Here is a 21,259-nt window from a genome sequence, read left to right on the forward strand (position 1 = left end):
AACGGCCTAGAGAAGCTCGGACGCCAGAACGGCGCCGAGGTTCCTGACGCAGGGTGCTCAGTCGCGGAAATTGTTGAACTGCAATGGCATGCCGAATTCCTTGGCACGCAAAGCGGCGATGGCCTCTTGCAAATCGTCGCGCTTCTTGCCGGTTACCCGTACCTGCTCGCCCTGAATGGCGGCCTGAACCTTGAGTTTGGCCTCCTTGATGTGGGCAACGATCTTCTTCGCCAGCTCTTTGTCGATACCTTCCTTGAGGACGGCTTCCTGTTTCATGACCTTACCGGACGGGTAAGCATCCTTGATCTCCAGGCATTGGGCGTCGATCTTGCGTTTGATCAGCGACAACCTGAGGATTTCAATCATCTGCTCAAGCTGGAATTCGGCTTCGGCTGTCAGATTGACAGTGAGCTCCTTTTCCTTGAACTCGAAGCTGCCTTTGCCTTTCAGGTCGTAGCGCCGGTCCAGTTCCTTGATCGCGTTGTCTACCGCGTTGGTGACTTCGTGTTTGTCCAGTTCCGATACCACGTCGAACGACGGCATATCCTTTCTCCAAAAATAAAAGACACGCTACCTGCCCTGATGAAAGAGCACGATGGAGCGCGCCGGGTTTGACGGTTAAAATGCTCGCTCATTATAACGGTTGCGAAACGCGGATGAGCAGCACCTGGCATATTCTCGGCGCCGGCAGTCTGGGCAGCCTTTGGGCCTGTCGTCTGGCTCGTGCAGGCAAAGCAGTACGCCTGATCTTGCGGGACGATGAGCGTGTGGCTGCCTATGAGGCCGCGGGCGGCCTGACGCTGATCGAACAGGATCAGGCGCACACTCATGCCATTCCCGCACAGACAGCGACGGGCGCAGGGCCTATCCACCGTCTGCTGGTGGCCTGCAAAGCCTACGACGCACACAAGGCGGTTGCCCCCCTGCTGCCCCGCTTGGCCCCCAATGCCGAGCTGATCCTGCTGCAGAACGGCCTGGGCAGCCAGGACGAGGTTGCCGCCCTGGTGCCCCACGCACGTTGTATCTTCGCCTCCAGCACGGAAGGCGCCTTTCGTCAGGCGGACTGGCAGGTGGTGTTTGCCGGCCACGGCTTCAACTGGCTGGGCGATCCCGCCAGGCCCAGCACGCCCGACTGGCTCGATGAACTGGAAGACGCCGGGATACCACACCAGTGGACACCCGACATCCTTACCCGCCTCTGGCGCAAACTGGCCTTGAACTGCGCCATCAACCCACTGACGGTGTTGCATGAGTGCCGCAATGGCGGCCTGAGCGAACACCACTGCGAAGTGGCGACCCTGTGCTTGGAGCTCGCCGAGCTGTTGCGCCGCTGTGGTCAACCACAGGCCGCCGATGGCCTCGCCGAGGAGGTAGAGCGGGTGATTCAGGCTACCGCCGCCAACTACTCATCGATGTACCAGGACGTCCGTCAGGGCCGCCGCACAGAGATCCACTACCTGCTCGGCCATGCCTGCCGCATTGCCGCCCGTCATGGCTGCGAATTGCCGCACCTGGAACGGCTCCACCGGCGCCTGGTCGAGTACCTGAATGCGCATGGATTGCCCAGCGACTGACTCGGGCGGTACTCTGGCCGCCTAAACCCCCCACCAGGATCACGCCTCAACCATGCCATTGCGCGAACGCCTGGAAAACCTGCCCGTTGGGCAAAAGCTACTAGCTGCCCTGCTGGTGCTGCTGATTACCGTGATGTTGGTCGCCAACCTGACCTTCATCAGTGCTGCCTATTGGATCTCTCAAGAGAGCATGGCGCCCCAGGCGTTGCAGACCATCGGTCGACTGGTATCCAACCCTCAACTGGCGCAACAGGCTAGCGACTCACCGGAAGCCGCCGACCGGCTACTCAGGGAGCTGGACAGCTATTCGCCACTGCGCGCTGCCGCCCTGTATGGCAGCGATGGCAAGCGTCTCGCGCAATTGCAGCACGGCGAATTACTCGACCTGCCCAAACGCTATCGCAACATCGAAACCTGGCGGCTCACCGAATTTCGCAACACCCAACTGATCCCGCTGCCACGCCCTGGTTCACCGCCCAGCCACTTGCTGCTGGTGGCCAGTAGCGAACTGCCGATGGCCTTCTACACCGGCACGCTGACCGCCAGCCTGGGGATTCTGGTGTTCAGTGTGCTGTTATGGATGATCATCGCCCGGCAGATCAAGCGCCTGATTACCGAGCCCATCGACCGGCTTGAACAGCTCACGCGCCAGGTGACCCGTGAAGAGAACTATGCCCTGCGCGCCCAGCCGGGTAACCGCGACGAAATCGGCAGCCTCGCAGAAGCCTTCAACACGATGCTTTCGCGCATCGAAGCACGCGAACAACAGCTCAAGCGCGCTCGCGACGAATTCCAGGATGCCTTCGACCAGGCTCAGGGCCTGGCCGAGGAAACACGCCATACCAACCGCAAGCTTGAACTGGAAGTCCAGGTACGCAGCAAGATCGAGAAAAAGCTCACCGGGTTTCAGAACTACCTCAACAGCATTATCGACTCGATGCCCTCGGCCCTGATCGCACTCGACGAGCAGCTCTACGTCACCCAGTGGAACCAGGAAGCCACCGCTCTCTCCGGCACACCGCTGGACGAGGCGCTGAACCAGCCGATTTTCCTCGCCTTCGAGCCATTACGCCCCTTCCTGCCGCAACTCAAGGAAAGCGTCGAGAAGCACCGGGTAGCGAAAATTGAACGCGTCACCTGGACCAAGGACGACGAGCCTCGCCACTATGCCCTGACCTTTTACCCACTCATGGGTGGTGGCGGACGTGGCGTGGTGATCCGTATAGACGACATCACCCAGCGCCTGTCGCTGGAGGAAATGATGGTGCAATCGGAAAAAATGCTCTCGGTCGGCGGCCTGGCAGCGGGCATGGCGCATGAAATCAACAACCCACTCGGGGCGATTCTGCACAACGTCCAGAACATCCGGCGGCGGCTGTCGCCTGACTTGCCGAAGAACATCGAGCAAGCCAGTGAAGCAGGCATCGACCTGAGCGTCGTCAACCATTACCTGCAACTGCGCGAAGTGCCGCAACTGCTCGATGGCATCCAACAGGCCGGCACCCGAGCGGCCAAGATCGTCACCCATATGCTCAGCTTCAGCCGCCGCAGCAATCGCCAACTGGTGCCTTGCGACCTGCCAGCCTTGATCGACCAGGCGGTAGAAATCGCCAGCAACGACTTCGACCTGACCATCGGTTTCGACTTCAAAGGCCAAGCCATTGTCCGCCAGTTCGACCCTGAGCTGGGGCCGGTACCCTGCACGGCGAACGAGCTTGAACAGGTGCTGCTGAACCTGCTTAAAAACGCGGCTCAGGCCATTCACCAGCGCCAGGATGATAGCGAGCCCGGTCGCATCATCCTGCGCACGCGACTGAATCCACCATGGGCCGAGATCCAGGTCGAAGATAACGGTGTCGGCATGACGGAAGCCGTACGCAAGCGGACCTTCGAGCCGTTCTTCACCACCAAGGAAATTGGCCAGGGCACCGGGCTGGGGCTGTCCGTCTCCTACTTCATCATCACCAATAACCACAAAGGCCAGATGGAGGTGCAGTCAGCACCCGGTCAAGGCACCTGCTTCACCTTGCGCCTGCCCCTGGCAACCCCCACACCGAACCAAAAGACGGAGTCTTGAACATGGGTTTTCGTTTGTCGAAGATCTACACCCGCACGGGCGACAAGGGTGAAACGGGCTTGGGCGATGGCCGCCGAGTACCGAAGAATCACCCACGCATTGAAGCCATTGGCGAAGTAGATACGCTCAACAGCCAGCTTGGCGTGCTGCTGGCAGGCCTTGCGACGGACCCTGCCCTGACAGAACTGATCGAAGTGCTTTCACCTTGTCAGCATCGACTGTTCGATCTGGGAGGCGAGCTGGCGATGCCCAGTTATCAAGCCTTGAATGACGCGCAAGTGGAATCACTGGAGCAGGTGATCGATCGCTGGAACGATGAACTGGGACCGCTGGAGAATTTCATTCTGCCCGGAGGCTCAGCCCTGGTCGCCCAGGCCCATGTCTGCCGCAGCCTGGCCCGCAGTGCCGAACGACGCTGCCAAGCGCTGAACGCCATTGAGCCATTGACTGGGGTTGGTTTGGCCTACATCAACCGGTTGTCCGACCTACTGTTCGTGGCGGCACGACTGATTGGGCGGCGCCAGGGCGTGGCCGAGGTGCTGTGGCAGCCTGCAGCCAAACCCTGAGGCGCCAGTCAGCGCCCATCAAGCACGATTCGCAGTGGTTACATCTCGGGCCAGAAGGCCCGAATCCCGGCAACACCCTGCGCACCGCTCTGCCAGGCCCGCTCACGCTCTGCATCGCCAACGCCACCGAGCAGGAACACCGGACGATTGAAGCCCTCGATCAACTGCGAGGCCTGCTCCCAGCCTAATGGCGCGGTATCCGGATGGCTCTGCGTCGCCTGCACCGGCGAGAGGGTGACAAAATCAACCCCCATCTGCTCAGCCAACGCCAACTCTTCGGCGTTATGGCAGGACGCTGCCAGCCAACGGTTCTGCGGGAACGGACGCCCCTTGCTGGCGTACTTGCGCAATTGTGTCGCAGTCAGGTGCCAACCGGCCGCCGGGAAGTCGCCCAACCACTCCAACGGCCCCTTGAGCATCAACTGTGCCTTGCCAGCACAGAGGCCGACAGCATCCACGGCGAGGTCGCGGTACTGCGGGTCATACATGTTCGGCGCACGCAATTGCAGCAGCTTCACGCCGCCAGCAATGGCCTTCTGCATACCGCGCAGCAACTGGGACGTTTCCAGGCCGTCCGGGGTAATCAGGTACTCACCGGGCAAACGCGCAGCCGCCACAATCGGCCGGTTGGCTTCAGGGAAGTCGTACTGCGCCAACTCGCGTGGCGCCACCCAGGCCAACGGCTGGCCCTCGGCACCGTGGGGCTCACCGGTAAACGCGGACACCTCCCACACATCCAGCAGCACCTGTTTGTCCGGGTAGTCATGCTTGACCTTGATCAATGGCCGCGCCGCACTGACGGCAATACCCAGCTCTTCCTGAAGCTCACGGGCCAACGCAGCCTGTACGGCTTCGCCCTCCTCGACCTTGCCGCCCGGAAACTCCCAAAGGCCGCCCTGATGCTGACTATCGGCACGCCGAGCAATCAGCACCCGGCCATCGGTACCGCGAATCACGGCGGCAGCTACATGAATACGTTTCACCGTCCACACTCCGCCAATCCCGCTTTCTGCCAGGCCTGGAAAGCGGGCCACTGGTAAATCGCTTCGATGTAGTTGAGCGCTTCAACCGGCAGTTCAACCCGGTAAGTGCGCAGGCGAACCGCCACTGGCGCAAAAAACGCGTCGGCCAGGCTAGGCGTGCCAAACAGGAACGGGCCACTGGCGGTTGCGGCAGCACGGCACTCGGCCCACAAGGCAACGATACGGTCGATATCCGCCTGGACGTCCGCCGGGGTTACGTCCAACGCCTGGTCACGGCTCAGGTCGAATGGCATGGTGCCACGCAAGGCAAAGAAACCACTGTGCATCTGCGCACAGGCAGAGCGGGCCTGAGCACGGGCAGCGACGTCGGTCGGCCACAGATGGGCGTCCGGATGACGCTCGGCCAGGTACTCGGCAATCGCCAGGGAGTCGGCGATGGTGCCATGCTCGGACTTGAGCAACGGCACCTTGCCGGTCGGCGAATGCTCGAGCAAGCGGGCGCGGGTATCAGGTTGATTGAGTTTGACGAGTTGCTCGGTGTAGGACGCTCCGGTCAGTTCCAGCGCCAGGGCAGCGCGCAGTGACCAGGAGGAGTAAAGCTTGTCGCCGATGATCAGGTGGTAGCTCATGGTTCGGCTCCAGAAGGTTTGGAGAATGTACCGCCGCTGTCGCCGACCAGGCCGGCTCGCGCTGGAGCCGGCCTGGTCAACGAGTCGATCAGCTCCGGTATTCGGCGTTGATCTTCACATACTCATGGGACAGGTCAGTGGTCCAGATGACCTCGCTGCACTGGCCGCGGCCCAACTCGATGCGAATGGTGATTTCTTCCTGCGCCATGACAGCGGCGCCCTGCTCTTCGGTATAGCTGGCACTGCGACCGCCTTTGCTGGCGATGCAGACGCTACCCAGGTAGACGTCGATCAGGCTCACATCCAGGTTCGGCACACCCGCACGGCCTACTGCCGCCAGAATACGGCCCCAGTTCGGGTCGGAGGCGAACAGCGCGGTCTTGATCAGCGGCGAGTGGGCCACTGCGTAAGCAACGTCCAGGCATTCCTGATGATTGCCACCGCCGTTGACTTCAACGGTCACGAACTTGGTCGCACCTTCACCATCGCGAACGATAGCCTGTGCCACCTCCATGCATACCTCGAACACTGCCTGCTTCAACGCCGCGAACAGCGGGCCGCTGGCTTCGGTGACTTCAGGTACTGCGGCCTTGCCAGTCGCGATCAGCATGCAGCAATCGTTGGTCGAGGTATCGCCATCGATAGTAATGCGGTTGAACGACTTGTTCGCGCCGTCCAGCAGCAGGTCCTTGAGCACGTGCGGTGCAACCTTGGCATCGGTGGCGATGTAGCCCAGCATGGTCGCCATGTTCGGGCGAATCATGCCCGCGCCCTTGCTGATGCCGGTCACGGTGACCGTGACGCCATCGTGCTGGAACTGACGGCTCGCGCCCTTGGGCAGGGTGTCGGTGGTCATGATGCCGGTCGCGGCGTTTGCCCAGTTGTTTTCCGACAGATCGTCCAGCGCGGCTTGCAGAGCGCCTTCAATCTTTTCGACCGGCAGCGGCTCGCCGATGACGCCGGTGGAGAACGGCAACACCGCACTGGCATCAACGCCAGCCAGCTCGGCCAGCTTGGCGCAAGTGCGCTCAGCTGCCGCCAGGCCCTGCGCGCCGGTACCGGCGTTGGCATTGCCAGTGTTCGTCAGCAGGTAACGTACGGTGCCCTGTACACGCTGCTTGGCGAGGATTACAGGTGCCGCACAGAAGGCGTTCAGGGTGAACACACCTGCCACGCTGGAGCCTTCGGCACAGCGCATGACCACGACATCCTTGCGCCCTGGGCGCTTGATGCCCGCCGAGGCGATGCCGAGTTCAAAACCTGGGACCGGGTGCAACGTTGGCAAAGGACCAAGACCAACAGCCATGAAAGCGCTCCTAAAAAAAATACGCCGAGCTCGCTGCCGCGGCGCTTGAGATGGAACAACGCCGCGAAGGCAGTAAGCCTGTCGCGGCGCGGTGTTCAAATGTCAGCGTGTTACCTGGGCGGGATCGTCAGTTGATCTGGCCGTGGCAATGCTTGAACTTCTTGCCCGAACCACACCAGCACAGTTCGTTACGCCCCAGCTTCTGTTCGTTGCGCACCGGCGCAGCGGCAACAGCAACTTCAGCGCCTTCTTCCTGCTCGTCATTCTGCTCCAGACCGGGTGCAGCATCATGCTGGAATTGCATGCGCTGGGCCAATTCCTCGGCTTCGCGGCGCAGACGCGCCTCTTCTTCTATCGGGTCTTCGCGGCGAACCTGAACGTGCGAGAGCACGCGGATGGTATCGCGCTTGATCGAGTCCAGCAGCTCCTGGAACAGGTTGAACGACTCGCGCTTGTACTCCTGCTTCGGGTTCTTCTGTGCATAACCACGCAGGTGGATGCCATGACGCAAGTGGTCCATGGTCGACAGGTGGTCTTTCCACAGGTCATCCAGAACGCGCAGCAAAATCTGCTTCTCGAAGGTGCGCAGGGCATCGGCGCTGGCCTGCTCTTCCTTCTCGTTATACGCCGCCAGCAGCTCGTTCAGCAGGCGCTCGCGCAGGGTTTCCTCGTACAGGTGATCGTCTTCGTCGAGCCACTTCTGAATCGGCAGCTTGACCCCGAAATCGCTGGCCAGAGCTGCTTCCAGACCGGCCACGTCCCACTGTTCGGGCAGCGACTGCGGCGGAATGTGCTGGCTGACGGTGGCATCCAGTACTTCCTGACGGAAGTCAGCGATGGTGTCACCAATGTTGTCAGCAGCCAGCAGGCTGTTGCGCATGTGGTAGATCACCTTACGCTGCTCGTTGGCCACGTCGTCGAATTCGAGCAATTGCTTACGAATATCGAAGTTGCGCCCTTCAACCTTGCGTTGTGCTTTTTCGATGGCGTTGGTCACCATACGGTGCTCGATCGCCTCACCGGACTGCATACCCAGCGCTTTCATGAAGTTCTTCACCCGGTCAGAGGCGAAGATGCGCATCAGGCTGTCTTCCAGCGACAGGTAGAAACGGCTGGAACCCGGGTCACCCTGACGACCGGAACGGCCGCGCAACTGGTTGTCGATACGACGCGACTCGTGGCGCTCGGACGCAATCACGTGCAGACCACCAGACTCGATCACCTGCTGGTGACGCTTCTGCCAGTCGGCCTTGATCTGGGCGACCTGCTCAGGGCTCGGGTTCTCCATGGCCGCCACTTCAACTTCCCAGTTACCGCCCAGGAGAATGTCGGTACCACGACCCGCCATGTTGGTAGCGATGGTCAGCGCGCCCGGACGACCGGCCTGCGCAATGATCTCGGCTTCCTTCTCGTGGTACTTGGCGTTGAGGACCTTGTGGTCGATGCCTTCCTTCTTGAGCAGGTTGGACATGTGCTCAGAGGTTTCAATCGTCGCGGTACCTACCAGTACAGGACGGCCCTGGGCCAGGCTTTCCTTGATGTCCGCGATGATGGCAGCGTACTTCTCTTCTGCCGTCAGGTAGACCAGGTCGTTGAAGTCCTTACGGGCCAGCGGCTTGTTCGGCGGAATGACCATAACGTTCAGGTTATAGATCTGCGCGAACTCGAACGCCTCGGTATCAGCAGTACCGGTCATGCCGGACAGCTTGGTGTACAGACGGAAGTAGTTCTGGAAGGTGGTCGACGCCAGGGTCTGGCTCTCGGCCTGAATATTCAGGTTTTCCTTCGCTTCGATCGCCTGGTGCAGGCCTTCGGACAGGCGTCGGCCCGGCATGGTACGACCGGTGTGCTCGTCGATCAGCAGGACCTGGCCGTCCTGGACGATGTACTCGACGTTGCGATGGAACAGCTTGTGCGCGCGCAGGCCAGCATAAACGTGGGTCAGCAGGCCCAGGTTGTGGGCCGAGTAAAGGCTTTCGCCCTCGGCCAGCAAGCCGACCTGGGAGAGCATCTCTTCGATGTACTGGTGACCGGCTTCGTTGAGCTCGACCTGACGGCTCTTCTCGTCGATGCTGAAGTGACCGGCCTGGGTGACCTGGCCTTCGACTTCCTCGATGTGCTGCTTGAGGCGCGGGATCAGCTTGTTGATCTCGATGTACAGCTTGGAGCTGTCTTCCGCCTGACCGGAGATGATCAGTGGGGTACGCGCTTCGTCGATCAGGATGGAGTCGACTTCGTCGATCACGGCGAAATTCAGCTCACGCTGGAATTTCTCTTCCATGCTGAACGCCATGTTGTCGCGCAGGTAGTCGAAACCGAATTCGTTGTTGGTGCCGTAGGTGATATCGGCAGCATAGGCCGCACGCTTCTCTTCCGGCGGCTGAAACGGTGTAACCACACCGACGGTCAGGCCGAGGAACTCATACAGCGGGCGCATCCAGTTGGCATCGCGACGGGCCAGGTAGTCGTTGACCGTGACCACGTGCACGCCCTTGCCAGACAATGCGTTGAGGTAGACGCCCAGGGTTGCGACCAAGGTCTTGCCTTCACCGGTACGCATTTCTGCGATCATGCCTTCGTGCAAGGTCATGCCACCGATCAACTGCACGTCGAAGTGACGCATCCCCATGACCCGCTTACCGGCCTCGCGAGCAACCGCGAAGGCTTCAGGCAGCAGATTGTCCAGGGTCTCGCCTTTGGCCAGGCGCTCTTTGAACTCGGCGGTCTTGCCGCGTAGTTGCTCATCCGAAAGGGCCACCATCTGCTCTTCGAAGGCATTGACGATCTGTACCGTCTTGAGCATGCGTTTGACTTCACGCTCATTCTTGCTTCCAAAAAGTTTCTTTAACAAAGGCGCAAACATATCGGCAGGATCTTCCACACGTAGGGATGGAGGGCGGCCCCGTGAGTCGCCCGTGCAGCCCTTATGGCCGCATGCGAACGAGCATTCTACCCGGAAACGATGGAGAGGAAAGTGGCGTTGTTTTCCACAGTGCTGGCACAGCGCTTTGACGGGGCTTTCCTAAAATAAGGGCTTTTTCGTCAGTTTCAACCCATAACTGCGACAAGACTGCATTTACAGCACCTCTGACGCGGTCAGCGCAGGGCGATCTGGTAAGCTATGGGCTCTGTAACCTCAGGTAACCAACCATGGCTTTTCGCCCCCTGACTGCACGCGCGCCAGCCATTTTGCTGCGCGAGGCGCGGCCTCTGAAGGCTCTGCTCAACCAGGCACAACGCCTGGCACACTTGCAGCGCCTGGTGGAAAGCCAGTTGCAACCCGCAGCACGCGAGCATTGCCACGTCGCCTCCTGGCGCGAAGGGACACTGCTGCTGATCGTCACTGACGGTCATTGGGCGACCCGCCTGCGGTATCAACAAAAACGCTTGCAACGCCAGCTACAGAGCCTGGAAGCGTTCTACAACCTGAACCGAATCCTGTTCAAGGTGCAGCCCCCCACCACCGCACCCAAAGCCCACGGGCACCCGCTCGATATCTCCAACCGGGCCGCCGAAAACATTCAGGCGACAGCCGAGGGCATCAGTGATCCAAAACTGCGCGCTGCGCTGGAGCGCCTGGCCAGCCACGCCAAGGACAAAAATCCCGCGCACGACTGAACGGCACGCATAAAAAAGGCCACCCGAAGGTGGCCCCAAAAACTAAAGAAGAGAGTGTTCGTACTTACACTGCCGCAACCGGACGCATGTAAGAGATCGGCGCCGTACTGGCATCTTCGAAAGTCACCACTTCCCAAGCATCTTTTTCCTCAATCAGCTTGCGCAGCAGCTGGTTGTTCAGCGCGTGCCCGGACTTAAAGCCACGGAACTCGCCAATCAGGCTGTTGCCCAGCAGGTAGAGATCACCGATGGCGTCGAGGATCTTGTGTTTGACGAACTCGTCTTCGTAGCGAAGACCGTCTTCGTTCAACACGCCTTCCTTGTCGACGACGATGGCGTTTTCCACGCTGCCGCCGAGTGCGAGGTTATGCTTGCGCAGGTACTCGATGTCGCTCATGAACCCGAAGGTACGGGCGCGGCTGACTTCCTTCACGAACGACGTGCTGGAAAAGTCCACGCTGGCGCTTTGGGTACGGTTGCGGAACACCGGGTGATCGAAATCGATCTCGAAACTCACCTTGAACCCGTCGAATGGCAGGAAAGTAGCGCGCTTGTCGCCGTCTTCCACTGTCACTTCGCGCAGGATGCGGATGAACTTCTTGGCTGCGTCCTGTTCTTCCAGGCCGGCAGATTGAATCAGGAATACAAAGGGCCCAGCGCTACCGTCCATGATCGGCACTTCGGACGCGGAGAGCTCGACGTAGGCGTTATCGATGCCCAGGCCAGCCATGGCCGAGAGCAGATGCTCTACCGTATCTACCTTGGTATCGCCGTTGACCAGCGTCGTCGACATAGTGGTCTCGCCAACATTTTCCGCGCGGGCAGGAATCTGCACCACGGGGTCGAGGTCGGCGCGGCAAAATACGATGCCGGTATCCACAGGGGCGGGTTTGAGGGTCAGGTAAACCTTTTCCCCGGAGTGCAGGCCGACACCTGTGGCACGGATAATATTCTTCAGGGTGCGTTGTCTAATCATGGCATTGGCCGCTTCAGCGCAAATTGCGAACTGGTATCAACAAAGGCTGGGGATAATAGCAGACCCGGCCTTTGCTGAACACCAATCACCCTTATACCCCTGATAAATTTCATTAATCAGCCTGACGACGCAGGAATGCCGGGATGTCCAGGTAATCCAGATCGTCTTGTGGGTTGAGTTTAGCAGCCGCTGCAGCACCGGCATGAGCCTGGTTGCGCATTACAGTCGGGCGCTCCAGATCACGGTAGTTAACCGATGGTTGCTCGGCACGCACTGGCGCAGGTGCAGGGGTCTGCACGGACGCGGTCTGCATGGTGTTGTCGATAACCTTGACCGGCTTCTCGATTTTCGCACCCAGGCCGGTAGCCACTACGGTAACGTGCAGCTCGTCACGCATGTCCGGATCGATAACGGTACCGACCTTGACCATGGCGTGATCGGACGCGAACGCCTCGATGATGCTACCCACATCGGAGTATTCACCCAGCGACAGGTCAGGACCTGCGGTGATGTTCACCAGGATGCCACGGGCGCCCTGCAGGTTGACGTCTTCGAGCAGCGGGTTGCGGATGGCCGCTTCCGTGGCTTCGCGAGCACGGTTCGGGCCGCTGGCGCAGCCAGTACCCATCATCGCCATACCCATTTCGCTCATCACGGTGCGCACGTCGGCGAAGTCGACGTTGATCATGCCTGGGCGCTTGATAATGTCGGAGATACCGCGAACAGCCCCCGCCAGTACGTCATCGGCCTTGGCGAACGCCGACAGCAGGCTGGCGTCTTTACCCAGGATGGTCAGCAGTTTCTCGTTGGGGATGGTGATCAACGAGTCGACGCTGTCAGCCAGCGCGCGAATGCCTTCGTCGGCAATCTGCATGCGCTTGCGGCCTTCGAACGGGAACGGCCGGGTGACCACGGCAACGGTGAGGATGCCCAGTTCCTTGGCCACTTCGGCGATGATCGGCGCCGCACCGGTACCGGTACCACCACCCATGCCCGTGGTAATGAACACCATGTTGGTGCCCTGCAGTACTTCAGCGATGCGCTCACGGTCTTCCAGTGCCGCCTGACGACCGACTTCAGGATTGGCACCAGCACCCAGGCCCTTGGTCACGCCAGTACCCAGTTGCAGGATGGTGCGCGCGCCGATGTTTTTCAGCGCCTGAGCATCGGTGTTGGCGCAGATGAACTCGACGCCTTCGATGTTGCTCTTGACCATATGATTGACGGCGTTGCCACCGCCGCCACCGACGCCGATCACTTTAATGACCGGACTTTGCGGGACGTTGTCTACGAGCTCGAACATTTTCCCTCTCCTTACAGTTCTCTAGTTTTTTGCGCCTACTACTACTGCTTTGAAACTTTAAAAGTTGCCCTGCACCCAACGCTTCAAGCGTTCCAGCACGGGTGCCTTCGGTTCATCGCCATAGCTGTTGCTGTTAATACCGGTCAGGGTCACGCCGTCGGACTGCTTTTGCAGCCCGTAGGTCAGCAGGCCCACACCGGTGGAATAAATCGGGTTGCGGACCACATCACTGAGGCCGCGAACGCTGTGCGGTACACCCAGGCGTACCGGCATGTGGAAAATCTCTTCCGCCAGCTCTACAGCGCCTTCCATCTTCGAGGTACCGCCGGTCAGGACGATGCCCGCGGGCACCAGGTCTTCGTAACCGCTACGACGCAGCTCGGCCTGGATCAGGGTGAACAGTTCGTCGTAACGTGGCTCGACCACTTCAGCCAGCGCCTGACGGGACAGTTCACGCGGAGGACGATCACCCACGCTCGGCACCTTGATGGTTTCCCCAGCACCGGCGAGCTTGGCCAGGGCGCAGGCATAGCGAATCTTGATTTCTTCGGCGTACTGGGTCGGCGTACGCAGGGCCATCGCGATGTCGTTGGTCACCTGGTCGCCCGCAATCGGGATCACTGCGGTATGACGGATAGCGCCTTCAGTGAAGATGGCGATATCGGTAGTGCCACCACCGATGTCCACCAGGCACACGCCCAGCTCTTTCTCGTCATCGGTCAGTACCGAATAGGCCGAGGCCAGTTGTTCGAGAATGATGTCGTCGATTTCCAGGCCGCAGCGACGTACACACTTCTCGATGTTCTGGGCGGCATTGACCGCGCAGGTCACCACGTGAACCTTGGCTTCCAGACGCACCCCGGACATACCCAGTGGCTCGCGCACACCTTCCTGGTTATCGATCACGTAGTCTTGCGGCAGGGTGTGCAGGACGCGCTGATCGGCAGGGATGGCCACGGCCTGGGCAGCGTCCAGGACGCGCTCAAGGTCGGCGGCGCTGACTTCACGGTCGCGAATGGCAACGATTCCGTGGGAGTTCAGGCTGCGGATGTGATTGCCGGCAACGCCAACGAATGCCGAGTGAATGCGGCAACCGGCCATCAGTTGGGCCTCTTCAACCGCGCGCTGAATCGACTGTACGGTCGACTCGATGTTCACGACTACGCCCTTCTTGAGGCCGCGCGATGGATGCGTACCGATCCCGACGATCTCCAGGGTACCGTCAGCCGCGACCTCGCCCACCAGCGCCACCACCTTGGAGGTGCCAATGTCCAGCCCGACGATCATTTTGCCGCTATGCGCATTTGCCATGGTCCTGCCTCTCTCTAATTCTTCGCAACGGCGGGTTGGGCCGTCGTCGGTGCATTCGGTTCCCGCCAGCCGACGGCCAGGCCGTTGGCATATCGCAGATCAATGCGGGCGATGTTGGTGATCTGCTCTTTGAGTGTCTTGTCGTAAATGGCAATGAAACGGCGCATTTTTTCCACCAAGTGGTCGCGCCCCAGCAGCAGCTCGATACCCGGACCGGCACTGCCAGCGCCCGTGGTCAGGAACCAGCTGCCACGTTCACGCAATTCCAGGCGAGCGATCGAGAAACCCATGGGCCGCAACATCTGGTTCAAAATCTGATACTGCTGCATCACTTGTAACTGCGCCCGCTGCGGCCCGATCAGCTGCGGCAGGTGCTCATAGTTGGCCAGCTCGCGCGGGGCAAAGGCCTGGCCCTTGTTGTTGAGCAGGGCATCATCCCCCCAACGCGCAATCGGCAACTGCTCTTCCAGGTGGATCACGACCTCATCCGGCCAGACGCGACGGACTTCGGCGCGAGCGATCCAGGGCATTTGCTCCAGCTCGGCGCGCATGCTCGCCAGGTCTACGGTAAAGAAGCTCGCCGCGACATAAGGCGCGATTCGCTGCTGCACCGCCTGCTGGCTGATGTAACTCAGGTCACCCTGTACGGCGATCTTGGTAATCGGCCGATCGGCGTACGGCATCAGGCGTTGCGCGCCCTCGTAGGCACCGAAACCGGCGACCACCAGCAATACCGGCCACAGCAGACGCTTGAAAACACTGAACCTTGCCTTGGGCAGGCGCGCCGACAGTGGCTCCTTGGCCACCATCCGGCTGGCACCACGCGGCACCGGCTTGCGGCCGGTGGCGGGTTGCTGATGACGTAACATCGCGCCTTGCATGGGCTTAACCTCGCGCCTCAACGCTAGCGGCCAGGATTGCCAGCACCAACTGCTGGAAGTCCAGGCCGGCTGCGCGAGCCGCCATCGGGACCAGGCTGTGATCAGTCATGCCTGGTGCGGTATTGACTTCGAGCAGCCAGAACCGGCCCTGCTCGTCCTGCATCACATCAACCCGCCCCCACCCTGCGATGCCGATGGCTTCGCAAGCACGTGCGGTAAGGTCGATCAGTTCCTGTTCCTTGGCGCTGTCCAGGCCGCAGGGAATGCGGTACTGGGTATCGTTGGCCAGGTACTTGGCGTCGTAGTCGTAGAACGAGTGCGGCGTACCCAGGGCAATCGGTGGCAGCACCTTGTCGCGCAACACGGCCACGGTGAATTCCGGCCCCTGAATCCACTGCTCGACCAGCACTTGAGCGTCATAACGGGCAGCGTCCTTCCACGCCACGATGAGCTCGTCACGGCTGTGCACCTTGGCCATGCCGATGCTCGAACCCTCATGGGCAGGCTTGACGATCAGCGGGAAGCCCAGGGCCGACGCCGCGGCAACACAGTCGGCTTCGCTGGCCAGCACGGCATGGCGCGGGGTTGGAATACCCAGGCTCTGCCAGACCTGCTTGGTCCGCAATTTGTCCATGGCCAGGGCCGACGCGAGAATGCCGCTGCCGGTGTAAGGAATGCCCAGGCACTCCAACAGGCCTTGCATGCTGCCATCTTCACCGCCGCGGCCATGGAGAATGATGAACGCGCGGTCGATCTTTTCGTTCTGCAGACGGCTGAGCAGATCGTCACCAACATCAATGGCAACCACGTCGACGCCGGCAGACTGCAGCGCGTCAATGACCGCGGCACCCGACTTGAGCGAGACCTCACGCTCAGCGCTCTTGCCGCCATAGAGCACGGCAACCCGACCGAAATCCTTCGGTGCGATGTGTGAATGCAGTTTCGAATAGTCGTTAACAGTCATTTCGATTTCCCTTCGCTGGCTGCAGCACTCGCGAACAACGGGCTCTTCAGCAATTGTGGGGCCAGGCCACCGATATCACCTGCCCCTTGGCACAGCAGGATGTCGCCGGCACGCAGCAGAGGTTTGACCAGCGGCGCCAGTTCGATGCCGCGCTCGATGTAGATCGGGTCGAGTTGGCCGCGCTGGCGAATGCTGTGGCAAAGCTGACGGCTGTCGGCGCCGGGGATCGGCTCCTCTCCAGCGGGATAAACCTCCATCAACAGCAGCACGTTGGCATCGGCCAGTACCTGTACGAAATCGTCGTAGAGGTCGCGGGTGCGGCTATAACGGTGCGGCTGGTACACCATCACCAGACGGCGCTCCGGCCAACCACCGCGCACGGCCTTGATCACGGCAGCAACTTCGGTCGGGTGATGGCCGTAGTCGTCCACCAGCATCACGCTGCCGCCGTCCACTGGCAGCTCGCCATAGACCTGGAAGCGTCGACCAACACCCTGGAAGCCCGAAAGCCCCTGGACGATGGCCTCGTCGGTGATGCCTTCATCGGTCGCGATGGCGATGGTTGCCAAGGCGTTGAGCACGTTATGGTTGCCCGGCATGTTCACCGAGACATCCAGCGGCTCGCGGTCACGACGCAGCACGGTGAAGTGCGTCTGCATGCCCGACTGGCGAATATTGATTGCCCGTACGTCAGCTTCTTCGCTGACGCCGTAAGTGAGGGTCGGGCGTTTGATCAGCGGCAGAATCTCACGTACCACCGGGTCGTCCAGGCACACCACTGCCAAGCCATAAAACGGCAGGTTGTGCAGGAACTCGACAAAGGTTTTCTTCAGTTTGTTGAAGTCACCCTCATAGGTCGCCATATGGTCGGCATCAATGTTGGTGACCACAGCCACCAGCGGCTGCAAGTGCAGGAAGCTGGCGTCGCTCTCATCGGCTTCGGCGATCAGGTAGCGGCTGGTGCCCAACTGGGCATTGGTACCGGCTGCATTCAGACGACCACCGATGACAAACGTCGGGTCCAGGCCACCTGCGGCGAACACCGAGGCCAACAGGCTGGTCGTGGTGGTCTTGCCGTGGGTGCCGGCAACGGCAATACCGTGACGGTAGCGCATCAACTCGGCGAGCATCTCGGCACGCGGCACCACGGGAATACGACGTTCCAGGGCCGTAGCGACTTCAGGGTTGGCTGTATTGACCGCGCTGGAGACCACCAGCACATCGGCGCTGGCAGCGTTCTCGGCGCGGTGGCCGATGAAGATCTCGGCGCCGAACGACAGCAGGCGCTCGGTGACCGGCGAAGCCTTGAGATCAGAACCCGAGACCTGATAACCCAGGTTCAACAGCACTTCGGCAATGCCGCACATCCCCACACCGCCAATACCGACGAAATGGATACGACGGATACGGCGCATTTCAGGTTGAGGCATGGCTTTGCGATTCTCAACCATGGGCCACCTCCAGGCAGATATCGACCACGGTGCGGGTGGCAGCGGGCTTGGCCAAGCGCCGTGCGGTGCAGGCCATCGTGTTGAGTTTTTCCGGTTGCATCAGCACCTCGTTCAGGCGTTCAGCGAGCTGCGCTGCGCCAGTTGTCGCTTGTGGCATCAGGAAGGCGGCGCCTTCACGAGCCAGATAATGGGCGTTATGGGTCTGGTGGTCGTCGATTGCGTGGGGCAATGGCACCAGCAACGACGGCAGTCCTGCTGCCGCCAGCTCACTGACCGTCAACGCACCTGCACGGCACACCACCAGATCAGCCCAGCCATAGGCCTGTGCCATGTCCTTGATAAAGGGCTCTACCTGAGCCTCGACCCCCGCTTCGCGATAACGCTCTGCAGTGATCTGATCATGCTGTTTCCCGGCCTGATGGAACACTTTCGGGCGGATTGGTTCCGCAACCAGCGCCAATGCCTGGGGCAACAATTTGTTCAGCGGCTCGGCACCCAGGCTGCCGCCGAGGATCAAGAGGTGCGGACGGCGACCGGCCAGCGGTTCGCGCACAGGTTCCAGGAACAACTCGCTGCGCACCGGATTGCCGGTGGTACGACGTTTTTCCGAAGCGGCGAAGGTGTCCGGGAACGCTTCGCAGACACGCGCAGACAGCGGCACCAGCAAACGATTGGCCGTCCCCGCACGGGCGTTCTGTTCGTGAATCACCAGTGGCACGCCACAGAGCTTCGCCGCAACGCCGCCCGGGCCGGTGACATAGCCGCCGAAACCCAGTACGCATACGGGCTTGAGCCGACGAATCACCTGGCGCGCCTGCAACACAGCCTTGAGCACCGTGAACGGCGCCTTGAGCAGCGACAGCTTGCTCTTGCCACGCAGGCCACTGACATTGATCAGGTGCAGCTGCAGCCCCGCCTGAGGAACCAGTTCGTTTTCAATGCCTCGCGGCGTTCCCAGCCAATGCACGGTGTAACCGCGTGCCTGGAACTCCCGGGCACAGGCCAGCGCCGGGAACACGTGGCCCCCAGTGCCGCCTGCCATGATCAAGACGTTCTTGCCATTAGCGGCCATGATTCGGCTCCTCGGCAAAATCGCTTTCATCGAATTCGTGCTCTTCACTGCCCAGGTGGGTTCGACTCTCCCACTCGATTCGCAGCAGCAACCCCACACAGGCACAGCAGATCACCAGGGAACTGCCGCCGTAACTGAGGAACGGCAACGTCAGGCCCTTGGTCGGCAGCAGGCCGACGTTCACCCCGATATTGATCAAGAATTGACCGATCCACAGGAAGGCCAGGCCGAACGCCATGTACGCGGCAAAGAACTGCTTGGCCTTCTCGGCCCACAGACCGATGTACAGCGACCGCACCGTAACGAACAGGAACAAGGCAACGGTCGCCAGCGAGCCAACGACGCCCAGTTCTTCAGCCAGCACCGAAAACACGAAGTCGGTGTGCGCTTCAGGCAGGTAGAACTGCTTCTGTACGCTGTTGCCCAAGCCGACACCAAACCACTCGCCACGACCGAACGCAATCAGTGCCTGCGTCAGCTGGTATCCCGAACCGAACTGATCGGACCACGGGTCGGTAAAAGTAATCAAACGCGCCATCCGGTAGGGCTGGGCCTGTACCAGAACAAACACGGCTCCGACCGCCAGCACCACCATCAGACTGAAGCGGAACAACCCAACACCGCCGAGGAACAGCATCGCTGCAGCCGCCCCCATCATCACGACGGTGGCACCGAAGTCAGGCTCCATCAGCAACAGGCCGGCCATCGGCAGCAAAACGATGAATGGCTTGAAAAAGCCCATCCAGCTCTCGCGTACCTCTGTCTGACGTCGTACCAGATAGCCGGCGAGGTAGATCACCACGAAAACCTTGGCAATTTCCGACGGCTGCACGTTGAAGAAGCTGAAGCCGATCCAGCGCATCGAACCGTTCACTTCCCGGCCAATGCCTGGCACCAGCACCAACACCAACAGGCCAAAGGCACCCACCAGCATCAGGAAGCCCATGCGTTGCCAGGTGGCAATCGGCACCATTATGGTCACTACGCCAGCGCCCAAGCCCAGCAGCACGTAAACCAGGTGACGGAACATGTGGTACAGCGGTGTGCCCGATTGCGCCGCCGCCACTTCCGAGGAAGCCGAGGTGATCATCACCAGACCCAGGCCCAACAAGGCCAGGCAACCGGCAAGCAACGGGAAGTCGAGGTCGATACCTCGCCCGGTGATCAACGGTGATGGGTAGGGCTTGATGATGCCAAAGATCATGAAAGCCCCTCCACCGCGTGGGCGAACAGACGCCCACGCTCTTCAAAGTTCTTGAACATGTCGAGGCTGGCGCAGGCGGGTGACAGCAACACGGCATCACCCGGACGGGCCAGCGCTGCGCATTGCTGGACGGCTTCGTCCAGGGTCTTCACACGAATCAGCGGCACGCTGTCGCCCAAGGCCTGGGCCAGCAATTCGGCATCGCGACCCAGCAGCACCACAGCGCGACAATGGGCTGCCACCGGAGCACGCAGAGCGCTGAAATCTGCACCCTTGCCATCACCGCCAGCCACCAGCACCAGCTTGCCGTCGATATCGGCGCCCAGGCCTTCGATAGCGGCCAAGGCTGCACCGACGTTGGTCGCCTTGGAGTCGTCGTACCAGTTCACCCCGTCACGCTCACGCAGCCACTGGCAACGGTGTGCAAGGCCGGTAAAACTGCGCAGGCTGCTCAGCATGGCATCGAACGGCAGGCCAACAGCATGGCCCAGCGCCAGCGCGGCCAGGGCATTGGACTGATTGTGAGCACCGCGAACCTTCAGCTCACGCACCGGCATCAGGTTCTGGAATTCGAAGGCCAGGTACTTCTCGCCATTCTCCTCACGCAAACCGAACGCCTTGAAATCCGGGGCATTCAAACCGAAGGTCCAGCAGGTCTGGCCATCGGTCAGCAGGGGACGGCTCAGGGCATCCTGGCGGTTGACCACAACCTGACGCGCGCCGCGAAAGATCCGGTGCTTGGCCAGGTGATACGCCGGCAGGCCGCTGTAACGGTCCATGTGGTCTTCACTGATGTTCAGCACGGTCGCCACTTCGGCGTTGAGCTGATCCGTGGTTTCCAGCTGAAAGCTGGAAAGCTCCAGGACATACAGTTCAACGTCATCGCTCAACAGGTCCAGGGCGGGGGTACCCAAGTTGCCACCCACCGCAACACGCTTGCCGGCTGACGCAGCCATCTCCCCGACCAGGGTGGTCACCGTGCTTTTGGCATTGGAGCCGCTGATCGCGACAATGGGTGCCTTGGCATTGCGGGCAAACAGTTCGATATCACCCGACAGTTTCACGCCACGGGCAGCCGCCTGTTGCAATGCAGGTGTCGCCAGCGCCAGGCCCGGGCTGACATACAGTTCGTCAGCGCGGCACAGAAAGTCCACATCCAGTTCGCCGCAACGTACTTCCACCTGTGGGTAGTCGCGCCGCAGCGTTGCCAGCTCCGGCGGGTTCTCGCGCGTATCGGCGACCGCAAACGCAACGCCCCGGCTCGCCAGGAAGCGAACCAGGGACATGCCGCTCTTGCCGAGGCCGACAACAATGCGGAAGTGGTCAGAAGCGATCAGGGACACG

At 60.9% G+C, this 21,259-nt stretch carries 18 protein-coding genes; 4 read left to right on the forward strand and 14 right to left on the reverse strand.

Annotated features, from left to right (window positions below; translation table 11 throughout):
* Window positions 1-57: 57 nt before the first annotated feature.
* Entirely contained in the window at window positions 58-543 is a 486-nt protein-coding gene (locus ACZ9H3_RS11190) for a YajQ family cyclic di-GMP-binding protein (RefSeq protein ID WP_065758929.1), read from the reverse strand.
* Between the two features lie 113 nt (window positions 544-656).
* On the opposite strand from ACZ9H3_RS11190, the gene ACZ9H3_RS11195 reads away from it, so the two are divergent.
* From ACZ9H3_RS11195 to ACZ9H3_RS11205, 3 genes are read left to right on the forward strand one after another with little or no spacing between them, the layout of a single operon-like run.
* Window positions 657-1,574: a putative 2-dehydropantoate 2-reductase gene (locus ACZ9H3_RS11195; protein ID WP_099776773.1), complete on the forward strand. Its 918-nt coding sequence runs from the start codon at window positions 657-659 to the stop codon at window positions 1,572-1,574.
* Between the two features lie 52 nt (window positions 1,575-1,626).
* Window positions 1,627-3,651, forward strand: a complete 2,025-nt coding sequence (locus ACZ9H3_RS11200; protein WP_099775711.1) for an ATP-binding protein — start codon at window positions 1,627-1,629, stop codon at window positions 3,649-3,651.
* Between the two features lie 2 nt (window positions 3,652-3,653).
* Entirely contained in the window at window positions 3,654-4,217 is a 564-nt protein-coding gene (locus tag ACZ9H3_RS11205) for a cob(I)yrinic acid a,c-diamide adenosyltransferase (RefSeq protein ID WP_476220776.1), read from the forward strand.
* 38 nt (window positions 4,218-4,255) lie between these two features.
* Here the strand turns inward: ACZ9H3_RS11205 and ACZ9H3_RS11210 are convergent, their stop codons facing one another.
* The 4 genes from ACZ9H3_RS11210 to secA form a co-directional block, all read right to left on the reverse strand.
* Window positions 4,256-5,200, reverse strand: a complete 945-nt coding sequence (locus ACZ9H3_RS11210; RefSeq protein WP_099775713.1) for a Nudix family hydrolase — start codon at window positions 5,198-5,200, stop codon at window positions 4,256-4,258.
* Complete coding sequence (locus tag ACZ9H3_RS11215) at window positions 5,197-5,829, reverse strand: glutathione S-transferase family protein (RefSeq protein ID WP_065758925.1); 633 nt, start codon at window positions 5,827-5,829, stop codon at window positions 5,197-5,199. The genes ACZ9H3_RS11210 and ACZ9H3_RS11215 overlap by 4 nt, the downstream gene beginning before the upstream one ends.
* Before the next feature lie 88 nt (window positions 5,830-5,917).
* Entirely contained in the window at window positions 5,918-7,135 is a 1,218-nt protein-coding gene (gene argJ, locus ACZ9H3_RS11220; RefSeq protein WP_476220779.1) for a bifunctional glutamate N-acetyltransferase/amino-acid acetyltransferase ArgJ, read from the reverse strand.
* A gap of 127 nt (window positions 7,136-7,262) precedes the next feature.
* Entirely contained in the window at window positions 7,263-9,998 is a 2,736-nt protein-coding gene (gene secA / locus ACZ9H3_RS11225; protein ID WP_099775716.1) for a preprotein translocase subunit SecA, read from the reverse strand.
* 287 nt (window positions 9,999-10,285) lie between these two features.
* Here secA and ACZ9H3_RS11230 point away from each other — a divergent pair, with 287 nt between their 5' ends.
* Window positions 10,286-10,753, forward strand: a complete 468-nt coding sequence (locus tag ACZ9H3_RS11230; protein WP_099775717.1) for a DUF721 domain-containing protein — start codon at window positions 10,286-10,288, stop codon at window positions 10,751-10,753.
* Between the two features lie 64 nt (window positions 10,754-10,817).
* On the opposite strand, the gene lpxC is transcribed toward ACZ9H3_RS11230, so the two are convergent.
* The 9 genes from lpxC to murD all read right to left on the reverse strand — a co-directional run bounded on the left by lpxC (window position 10,818) and on the right by murD (window position 21,258).
* Entirely contained in the window at window positions 10,818-11,729 is a 912-nt protein-coding gene (gene lpxC, locus ACZ9H3_RS11235) for a UDP-3-O-acyl-N-acetylglucosamine deacetylase (protein WP_065758921.1), read from the reverse strand.
* Window positions 11,730-11,841: 112 nt separating this feature from the next.
* The gene (ftsZ, locus tag ACZ9H3_RS11240) at window positions 11,842-13,032 is read right to left on the reverse strand and encodes a cell division protein FtsZ (protein WP_065758920.1); all 1,191 of its coding nucleotides are present in this window, start codon (window positions 13,030-13,032) and stop codon (window positions 11,842-11,844) included.
* Window positions 13,033-13,089: 57 nt separating this feature from the next.
* A complete protein-coding gene (gene ftsA, locus ACZ9H3_RS11245) occupies window positions 13,090-14,343 on the reverse strand; it encodes a cell division protein FtsA (protein WP_065758919.1) in 1,254 nt (417 codons plus the stop codon).
* Window positions 14,344-14,357: 14 nt separating this feature from the next.
* A complete protein-coding gene (locus tag ACZ9H3_RS11250) occupies window positions 14,358-15,224 on the reverse strand; it encodes a cell division protein FtsQ/DivIB (protein WP_065758918.1) in 867 nt (288 codons plus the stop codon).
* A gap of 4 nt (window positions 15,225-15,228) precedes the next feature.
* Window positions 15,229-16,188 carry a D-alanine--D-alanine ligase gene (locus ACZ9H3_RS11255; protein WP_099775718.1) on the reverse strand — a complete coding sequence of 320 codons (960 nt, stop codon included), beginning with the start codon at window positions 16,186-16,188 and terminating at the stop codon, window positions 15,229-15,231.
* Window positions 16,185-17,639: a UDP-N-acetylmuramate--L-alanine ligase gene (gene murC, locus ACZ9H3_RS11260; protein WP_099775719.1), complete on the reverse strand. Its 1,455-nt coding sequence runs from the start codon at window positions 17,637-17,639 to the stop codon at window positions 16,185-16,187. The genes ACZ9H3_RS11255 and murC overlap by 4 nt, the downstream gene beginning before the upstream one ends.
* Complete coding sequence (murG, locus tag ACZ9H3_RS11265) at window positions 17,632-18,711, reverse strand: undecaprenyldiphospho-muramoylpentapeptide beta-N-acetylglucosaminyltransferase (protein ID WP_476220785.1); 1,080 nt, start codon at window positions 18,709-18,711, stop codon at window positions 17,632-17,634. The genes murC and murG overlap by 8 nt, the downstream gene beginning before the upstream one ends.
* Window positions 18,701-19,915 (reverse strand): putative lipid II flippase FtsW, encoded by a 1,215-nt coding sequence (ftsW, locus tag ACZ9H3_RS11270; RefSeq protein WP_065758914.1) that lies wholly within the window; start codon window positions 19,913-19,915, stop codon window positions 18,701-18,703. Before ftsW ends, murG begins: the two co-directional genes overlap by 11 nt.
* Entirely contained in the window at window positions 19,912-21,258 is a 1,347-nt protein-coding gene (gene murD, locus ACZ9H3_RS11275) for a UDP-N-acetylmuramoyl-L-alanine--D-glutamate ligase (RefSeq protein ID WP_099775722.1), read from the reverse strand. The genes ftsW and murD overlap by 4 nt, the downstream gene beginning before the upstream one ends.
* Between the last annotated feature and the right edge of the window lies 1 nt (window position 21,259).

This window comes from Pseudomonas sp. TE3910 (genome assembly GCF_056279025.1).

What these genes read in the sequence shown, in the direction of transcription:
- ftsW (WP_065758914.1), bottom strand. Translation starts at nt 19,915, where the DNA reads ATGATCTTTGGCATCATCAAGCCCTACCCATCACCGTTGATCACCGGG.
- ACZ9H3_RS11195 (WP_099776773.1), top strand. Translation starts at nt 657, where the DNA reads ATGAGCAGCACCTGGCATATTCTCGGCGCCGGCAGTCTGGGCAGCCTT.
- murG (WP_476220785.1), bottom strand. Translation starts at nt 18,711, where the DNA reads ATGGCCGCTAATGGCAAGAACGTCTTGATCATGGCAGGCGGCACTGGG.
- argJ (WP_476220779.1), bottom strand. Translation starts at nt 7,135, where the DNA reads ATGGCTGTTGGTCTTGGTCCTTTGCCAACGTTGCACCCGGTCCCAGGT.
- lpxC (WP_065758921.1), bottom strand. Translation starts at nt 11,729, where the DNA reads ATGATTAGACAACGCACCCTGAAGAATATTATCCGTGCCACAGGTGTC.
- ftsZ (WP_065758920.1), bottom strand. Translation starts at nt 13,032, where the DNA reads ATGTTCGAGCTCGTAGACAACGTCCCGCAAAGTCCGGTCATTAAAGTG.
- ACZ9H3_RS11250 (WP_065758918.1), bottom strand. Translation starts at nt 15,224, where the DNA reads ATGCAAGGCGCGATGTTACGTCATCAGCAACCCGCCACCGGCCGCAAG.
- secA (WP_099775716.1), bottom strand. Translation starts at nt 9,998, where the DNA reads ATGTTTGCGCCTTTGTTAAAGAAACTTTTTGGAAGCAAGAATGAGCGT.
- ACZ9H3_RS11230 (WP_099775717.1), top strand. Translation starts at nt 10,286, where the DNA reads ATGGCTTTTCGCCCCCTGACTGCACGCGCGCCAGCCATTTTGCTGCGC.
- ACZ9H3_RS11200 (WP_099775711.1), top strand. Translation starts at nt 1,627, where the DNA reads ATGCCATTGCGCGAACGCCTGGAAAACCTGCCCGTTGGGCAAAAGCTA.
- ACZ9H3_RS11205 (WP_476220776.1), top strand. Translation starts at nt 3,654, where the DNA reads ATGGGTTTTCGTTTGTCGAAGATCTACACCCGCACGGGCGACAAGGGT.
- ftsA (WP_065758919.1), bottom strand. Translation starts at nt 14,343, where the DNA reads ATGGCAAATGCGCATAGCGGCAAAATGATCGTCGGGCTGGACATTGGC.
- ACZ9H3_RS11190 (WP_065758929.1), bottom strand. Translation starts at nt 543, where the DNA reads ATGCCGTCGTTCGACGTGGTATCGGAACTGGACAAACACGAAGTCACC.
- ACZ9H3_RS11255 (WP_099775718.1), bottom strand. Translation starts at nt 16,188, where the DNA reads ATGACTGTTAACGACTATTCGAAACTGCATTCACACATCGCACCGAAG.
- ACZ9H3_RS11215 (WP_065758925.1), bottom strand. Translation starts at nt 5,829, where the DNA reads ATGAGCTACCACCTGATCATCGGCGACAAGCTTTACTCCTCCTGGTCA.
- murC (WP_099775719.1), bottom strand. Translation starts at nt 17,639, where the DNA reads ATGGTTGAGAATCGCAAAGCCATGCCTCAACCTGAAATGCGCCGTATC.